Raw genomic sequence first — 7,984 nt, 5'->3', positions numbered from 1 at the left:
ATATATCTGAAGAAGTGAGTAGGATGCTTATAGGTTTAATCAAATCAATTAAGAGTAAAATAGTATGAAGTATTTTCCCCTCTTCCTACTTCCTACTTCCTACTTGCTTGGTATGCTGAATAGTTACCACTTTTGATATATAGCCTGAACGGTTACAAAAATTCTTTATCCTTCTAACATCTTTTTTATCTTCTCTTTGCCTAAAAGATTTATAAAATTTTTCAATAAATTTTCTTCACCAAGGCTGCGAATCACCTCTTCTTCGCCAAGGCTACGAATTACCCTCTCTTTTCCAAGACTGCGAATTACCTTCTCTTCACCAATTCCCTGCACAAATTTATCTACCCCAACTATTTCTGCTAACTCACTGATTATGTCAGGCCTGTCGGCTAATGTCTGTGGCATTAATCTTACCTCCTCTTTAAATTCGTCAGGATGTAAATATAATCCTGTTTCGAGCAACTCTAATAAATCTAACTTTGATACACTATCTCCTTTACTACCTATCTCCCTGGCTAACTCCTTAATTTTATCCCCTGATGTAAAAAGTATCAATCCATAATTCTCATTTATCATTTCTAATTTATCAAGTTGAATTAAATAAAAATTAAACCCAAAATCCGCAAAATAAAGCCCTTCCTTTATCTTTGCGAGTTTATGTCCATTACCACGAATATAATCCTCTATTCCCTTTATACCACCGCTTAAAAGTGCATAAACATTTATTTGTCTTCGCCATTCTATATTCTTTTTTATCTTAAATAATAGCACATAAGCAAATAATCGGTCAAAATCATTCCGAGTGAATCTATCCCCAGGTGATTTATATTCAATAACATTATAATCAGTAAATGATTGGAATACAAGAGGTAAAGATTTAACATCCGCATCCTTGCCCTTTTTAATGACCACAATATCTATCCTTAATGGCATTTTGCCAACCTCAACCTCTGTTTCAACACTAAACCCTTTAGGTTCGAGTAGATGTTTTAATACATTTGAGAAATACGGATGCCATTTCTTCTTCATCATCTATAAGTATATACTAAACTTCTATCTTTGTCAATAAATTTTTCGACCTATTTCACAGGTTGAAATTTTGTAACTATTCACCAGTGTAGTTTCGTCATTTTTTAACTATCTTTTTTTATCAAACCTGAAAGGTTTAAATTTTACATAACCGCAGGAGAAACCTGCGGAAACGAAACATCTACGACATCTCAACCCTGAAAGGGTTGAATTTTAGGCGATGGATAAAATTCGACCCTTTCAGGGTCGAGTAGTGCTCACCAGTCTTTTTCCGTAGATTATATCTACGGTTATGTGAAATTTAACACTTTCAGTGTTAAAAGGAAAAAAATGGAAGCTGAATAGTTACAAATATTTTTCTTAATGACTCAGGAAGATAGAATGACAACTTCGTTGAGGGATAATTATAGGTATAATCATAGGTTGAGTGAATTGGAAATAGCAGATAATCGCTTTCGATACTTTCTGCTGGATTCTGATAGTAGCGTCTGTCTCCTTTTACTATTCTTATGTTAAGGTGTTTCTCAAGGTTTTCAAGTTTATGTTCTCCTCCCTCCCAGATGAGGATATGGAATATTCTTTTTGCAAGAGGAGGCAGACACAAGACCAGTTTATTGAATAGTTCCCTGTCAGAATAAATTTCGACCTGTGCGATTAGACTAATTCATCGCAGAGACGCAAAGGAAAAATAAATGTAAAATGTAAAACAGGAAATGAAGAATGGGAAATTTTAGTACTTCGCAAGACTCATTACCTTTCAGTTATACATTTTCATTTTACATTATCCATTTTACATTTAACCGCACAGGTGGAAAAATTTCGACCTGTGCGGTTAGGTTTTAGGTTATTGACGCTGAAAGCGTCGAATTTTAAATAACCGTAGATGCAATCTACGGAAATAAAGGCCCACAAATGGATATAATACCCAAAACAATCAAAAAGCAATTTTCTATCAGTTGAAGTAGATAATGTTTCTATCTTATTATAACTCTCTGTTTATCTGAGCAAAGTTTATTACCAGCACTATCTTTTATATATAAAATATAGAAATATGTTCCAATAGGTACTATTTGACCTTCATTGTTTCTGCCATCCCATACAATAGTAAATGGCGGTTTTCCTGACCCAACAAATATTTTGACTGATTTATCTTCAGTAGTAGTAATATTTAATTCCCATATTTCTATTGGGCATTTAAATCCTCCAACTCTAAGATTAAAAGTAACCGTATCCTCAATCCCATCTCCATCTGGTGTTATTATACCTCTCCAACTATAAACAATCACAGTCGGTTGTATCTCTATTGCTTCTGGAACAGGTGTAGGTTTTGGAACTTTGGGGATAGGTAGTTTTTCTTCTATTTTAGGAGTAAATTGCATAGTAAGTGAAATGCGATGAGTATTACCCAATTTATCATAGGGTACAAAGGCATAAGCTAATTTATAATCCCTGAATTTAAATCCTATACCTGTACTTAAATCTCCTACATCTCTACCTATTTGATATCCTATCCTGCCTATAATTGTATCTTTATATGAATATTCTGCACCTAAATTAATGCTAATGTTATCATCTATGGGTTTATCAATATCTACTGATAAGGTAAGGGATTTATCTAATAATTTATATCCCGCACCTAACTTAAAATTAATTGGCATAGGGTCATTTTCATCTCGAAATTTCATTCCTAAACCTAAATTTTGTATTACTGCAGCTAATCTTAAATTATCTCTTTTATATAATCCACCAATATCTATACAGTAGGAATTTGCTTTGGTAGTATCAAGACAGCAAGAGATAATTTTTGAACTTAAGCCTAATGAAATATTAGAATTTAGCTTATAACCGTATGCTAATGTAACGCAGGAGTCATAATTATTAAAACTACCACTTTCTTTTCCTAACTTATTACGTCTTATATCAGTTGTGTATAAATATAGCAGGCTAAATCCATAACCACCATGTTTAAGTGGTTGAGCTTGAGCTAAATACTCACTTTTAATATCTGTCACCCATTGGGTATGCATAAATAATGCCTCTTTATATTTTAACTCGCTCAACCCCGCAGGATTCCAATAGATACTACTTACATCATCTGCTATTGAGGTAAATGCGCTACCCATACCAATTGCTCTTGCATCCATCCCAATCCTTAAAAAAGCTCCTCCAGTACTACCAGCACTCCCAGCATAAGTTTCTGATACTAAAAGCAATATTACTAACATACAACAAATTACTATTCTACTCATTTTAAAAACCCCCTTTTAATAATTTATTTTATTAAGGTTATCTTACCGACCTTATGTCCCTTATCAGACTCAACTAAATATATGTAAATTCCACTTGCTACCTTCTCTCCTGATTCATTTCTACCATCCCAAATCACCTCTCCATTTTGCTCGTATAATGTCCGAACTAATCTCAAATCTAAGGTATATATTTTAACCTGTGTATTAAGTGGTAATGGTCCAATAGAGATACTGTTGATTGTCGTCATATCAAATGGATTGGGATAATTAGTTACTTTGCTAAGGTCTCCTACAACAATGACTATCTGTCTTTTGCCATCGGTCCAACCCATATCTGGATATTCTGTAGCAGTAATGATGAAGGTACCATTACTGGTATCTTTATAATAGAAACTGACAGTATTACTTCCATTAGGAATAATAACTGATAGTGTATCATCCCATGGCCCTATAGTTGAAGTAGCAAATTTACCCGTTGGAGAGGTAGAATTTAAACAAATTAAAGTATCAGTACCAACATTAACAGGATTATTATACTCATCTTGAGTCTGAATAGTAAATAAGGTTAGTGGTGCATCCACTGGTATTGTTGTAATATTAGTACTTAACACTATTTTACTTATAATACCTATGGGTGATACCGTGGTAGTTATAGCATCAGTTTGAATATCAGCACTTGCTCCTATTGGCCAACCATCACTACTGTTATGGGTATGATAATAAGAATTCTTTGCTATTGCTTTGATAACACAGTAGTCTTCTGGAGTTGAAGTTATAGGAGAGGTAACTTTGATATAATAAGAATAAGTAGTATCTGGAGGAATATTTATAGAAGGAGGAATAGAACCGGTTCCTGGATTAGATGAAACTAATAGTGCAGTCCAGGTTCCTCCAGAACCTTGGGTTATCTCACATGATAAGTGTATAGTATCAGTTCCATTTCCTGTATTCTTCACTGTATAACCATAATAAACTGTCTTTCCAGGAGAAATACTTAGACCTACACCTGTGAGGTTAGTAAGTGAGAGTTCATATACCTGTCCTACTGGAAAACTTACAACATTGCAGACATTATGTTCTTTATTATTATAACTTAAGATAACACTATCTCCACCATTGGTAATGATAGTTCCTGCTGGAGTAAGCTGAGCAGATACAATAGAATCTTGCAAAGACACTAATATAGTACAAATAGTTATCATTACCTGATAGAATTTTGTCTTTTTCATTTTCTTTAACCTATCCTTTTTCAGGCATTGTAAAAAATTTAATCACAGATAAACAGATTAACACTGATAAATTTTTTAAATCATCAGTATGCATTCCCTCTTCCATACAAGATTGGGCGTCCCCACAATAGAAAGTTGGATGCCTCAACTTGTTGAGGATTCTTTGATACAATAATAGTATATAAAGACACTTCAAAATACAAGTAGACTATTTAAAAAACACTTTTATCCTTCCAAGATGTAGTCTAAAGAACACAGTTTTCTTTTTGTCTTGAATATAAATCTCGATCTACAATACTATTTTTACGCACACTAATCTCTCTACAAATTGGACACAACTATAGTTTTGATACCGCATACACCAGTTATGACTTTTTGAACCCTCATCTTTTAACTACTTGATGTATACTCTAAAGAATAATCTTCCCTCTGCATTAGGTCCAACATCACCCAGTTTAAATGTTACTGCACCAGTAGTGGTAATGTTCCAATTTGCACAAGGTGGTGATTCTGAACCATCATTATCGTCAACCTCAGAAGGATAACCTATGTCAGCACTTTCATAGGTATCGCCTGAAGTCCCTATTCTCATTGTCTCCGTAGCATAAGTGGTATGAGCTGGGATTATATCAGTAATTGTCACATCTGTTGCTGTTGCTGCACCGTCATTGCGGTAGGTAATCATGTAAGTGATTGTCCCACCTGGGACATAGGAGTTACTACCTCCGTATCCTGTTGGTGTCCCATAAGAGTAAATAATCTTAGACAGAGATATCACTGCTGCCATCACTGTCGTTGTTCTTGTGTCGCTGAGCAAGTCTAATCCACCGTATATCCAATTACCAACCGTGTATGTACCACCATCGTCAGTAGTAGTTGTTGTTATACTTACCGTACCTTTCTCACCATTTGTTGCCGTAGCTGGTATTGATACTCTTACTGCAAATGTGCCAACTGCATCTTCAGCTAATGTAATAGTAGTTGTCGCAACACCATTTACTCGAATTTCGGCAGTCCAACCACTTGGCAAACTGGTAGTATCTAAGGTTAAGTTAAAGGTATCTGCGTAATTTCCCTTGTTCATTAACTCATAGACATACTCTACCGTACCATTTGGTATACCATCCTTATTTGCCGGGACAGTCCAGCTACCACCGTATATCTGTCCTACTGTGATAGAGATATTCGTCGTGGTAGTTCTGGTGTTACCACCTATTACATAGGTAGCAGTTGCCATGTTAAGTATCTGTGTATTTGCAGTCGTACCACTCGTCCCTACTTGTGCATTAACTGTCTTTGGTGCTAAAACCATCATCAGCCCTAAGGTTAGCATTGCTAATAAGAGCCCTTTTTGCATTTTGCTTTTTGCATTTTGCATTTTCTTATCACCTCCTTTCTTTTTAAGATTTTGCCCATTTTGTTTTTTTGAAATTGCCATTTTTTATCTACCTCCTTTCTTTTTTGAATGGCAAAATATGTTATCCCTTTTATTTATAAGGGGTTAAACGGATAAACATTCTACTCTCTGTGTGTAAGGGAAAATGGGAAATTAGGGAAAAGGGGAATTTTTTCATCTTTTTCCCTTTTTCCTTCATTACATCCTCTTACAGACACAATGGTAGCTTCTAAAAGACACTTCAAGCCTTTTCTGAACACAAGTATACTTTTTCAGGTACTTTTGTCCCTTTTTGGGAATACACCTATATCTCTCCTACCGTAGACACAAGTAGAGCATTATAAGTTATGCATTTTTAAAGTTTCTACTTAACACCCTCCCAGATAAATCTGGGACTCCTTTTCAAGAGAAAGCTCAAAAGTCTCTGGTAAAACTCTCAACTATTAACTCTCTACTCTTAACTACTTGATGTATACCTTAAAGAATAATCTTCCCTCTGTATTAGGTCCAACATCACCCAGTTTAAATGTCACTGCACCAGTAGTGGTAATGTTCCAATTTGCACAAGGTAGTGTTTCTCCATCATCATCATCATCAGCCTCATCATATTCAGCACTCTCATATGTATCGCCTGAAGTACCTATCCTCATTGTCTCCGTAGCATACCTCGTATGAGCTGGGATTATATCAGTAATTGTCACATCTGTTGCTGTTGCTGCACCCTCATTGCGGTAGGTAATCATGTAAGTGATTGTCCCACCTGGTACATATGAGTTACTACCACCATATCCTGTCGGTGTCCCATATGAGTAAATAGTCTTTGTCAGAGTTATCACTGCTGCTTGTGCTGTAGTTGTTCTTGTGTCGCTGAGCAAGTCTAATCCACCGTATATCCACTCACCAACCGTGTATGTTCCACCATCATTGGTAGTAGTTGCTGTTATACTTACTGTACCTGTATCACCATTTTGTGCAGTACCTGGTATTGATACTCTGACGGCAAATGTGCCAACAGCATCTTCAGCTAATGTAATAGTAGTTGTCGCCACACTATTTACTCGAATCTCGGCAGTCCAATTACCTGGCAAACTGGTAGTACCTAAGGTCAAGTTAAATGTATCTGCGGCATTTCCTCTATTCTTCAGCTCATAGATGTAATCTACTGTACCTCCTGGTACTCCATACTGATCTGCAGAGACAGTCCAGCTACCACCATATATCTGTCCTACTGTGATAGAGATATTCGTCGTGGTAGTTCTGGTGTTACCACCTATTACATAGGTAGCAGTTGCCATGTTAAGTATCTGTGTATTTGCAGTCGTACCACTCGTCCCTACTTGTGCATTAACTGTCTTTGGTGCTAAAACCATCATCAGCCCTAAGGTTAGCATTGCTAATAAGAGCCCTTTTTGCATTTTGCTTTTTGCATTTTGCATTTTCTTATCACCTCCTTTCTTTTTAAGATTTTGCCCATTTTGTTTTTTTGAAATTGCCATTTTTTATCTACCTCCTTTCTTTTTTGAATGGCAAAATATGTTATCCCTTTTATTTATAAGGGGTTAAACGGATAAACATTCTACTCTCTGTGTGTAAGGGAAAATGGGAAATTAGGGAAAAGGGGAATTTTTTCATCTTTTTCCCTTTTTCCTTCATTACATCCTCTTACAGACACAATGGTAGCTTCTAAAAGACACTTCAAGCCTTTTCTGAACACAAGTATACTTTTTCAGGTACTTTTGTCCCTTTTTGGGGATACACCTATATCTCTCCTACCGTAGACACAAGTAGAGCATTATAAGTTATGCATTTTTAAAGTTTCTACTTAACACCCTCCCAGATAAATCTGGGATTCCTTTTCAAGAGAAAGCTCAAAAGTCTCTGGTAAAACTCTCAACTATTAACTCTCTACTCTTAACTACTTGATGTATACTCTAAAGAATAATCTTCCCTCTGTATTAGGTCCAACATCACCCAGTTTAAATGTTACTGCACCAGTAGTGGTAATGTTCCAATTTGCACAAGGTGGTGATTCTGAACCATCATTATCGTCAACCTCAGAAGGATAACCTATGTCAGCACTT

General features: G+C 35.8%; 5 protein-coding genes. All 5 read right to left on the bottom strand.

Annotated elements, in window-relative coordinates:
* Positions 1-165: 165 nt before the first annotated feature.
* A complete protein-coding gene (locus AB1414_11550; GenBank protein ID MEW6608064.1) occupies positions 166-1,032 on the bottom strand; it encodes a hypothetical protein in 867 nt (288 codons plus the stop codon).
* 971 nt (positions 1,033-2,003) lie between these two features.
* The gene (locus AB1414_11545) at positions 2,004-3,278 is read right to left on the bottom strand and encodes a PorV/PorQ family protein (protein MEW6608063.1); all 1,275 of its coding nucleotides are present in this window, start codon (positions 3,276-3,278) and stop codon (positions 2,004-2,006) included.
* 23 nt (positions 3,279-3,301) lie between these two features.
* Positions 3,302-4,507: a T9SS type A sorting domain-containing protein gene (locus AB1414_11540; GenBank protein ID MEW6608062.1), complete on the bottom strand. Its 1,206-nt coding sequence runs from the start codon at positions 4,505-4,507 to the stop codon at positions 3,302-3,304.
* 394 nt (positions 4,508-4,901) lie between these two features.
* The gene (locus tag AB1414_11535; protein MEW6608061.1) at positions 4,902-5,945 is read right to left on the bottom strand and encodes a DUF11 domain-containing protein; all 1,044 of its coding nucleotides are present in this window, start codon (positions 5,943-5,945) and stop codon (positions 4,902-4,904) included.
* Between the two features lie 419 nt (positions 5,946-6,364).
* Entirely contained in the window at positions 6,365-7,399 is a 1,035-nt protein-coding gene (locus AB1414_11530) for a hypothetical protein (protein MEW6608060.1), read from the bottom strand.
* Positions 7,400-7,984 lie beyond the last annotated feature (585 nt).

It is taken from the genome of bacterium, from assembly GCA_040755795.1.
In the GTDB taxonomy this organism is placed as follows: domain Bacteria; phylum UBA9089; class CG2-30-40-21; order CG2-30-40-21; family SBAY01; genus JBFLXS01.
Note: the sequence above shows the minus strand (reverse complement) of the source record. Positions and strands in the feature narration are given on the sequence as shown.

Excerpts from the sequence above, each read along its gene's own strand:
- AB1414_11550 (MEW6608064.1), bottom strand. The coding sequence starts at position 1,032 with ATGATGAAGAAGAAATGGCATCCGTATTTCTCAAATGTATTAAAACAT.
- AB1414_11545 (MEW6608063.1), bottom strand. The coding sequence starts at position 3,278 with ATGAGTAGAATAGTAATTTGTTGTATGTTAGTAATATTGCTTTTAGTA.
- AB1414_11540 (MEW6608062.1), bottom strand. The coding sequence starts at position 4,507 with ATGAAAAAGACAAAATTCTATCAGGTAATGATAACTATTTGTACTATA.
- AB1414_11535 (MEW6608061.1), bottom strand. The coding sequence starts at position 5,945 with ATGGCAATTTCAAAAAAACAAAATGGGCAAAATCTTAAAAAGAAAGGA.
- AB1414_11530 (MEW6608060.1), bottom strand. The coding sequence starts at position 7,399 with ATGGCAATTTCAAAAAAACAAAATGGGCAAAATCTTAAAAAGAAAGGA.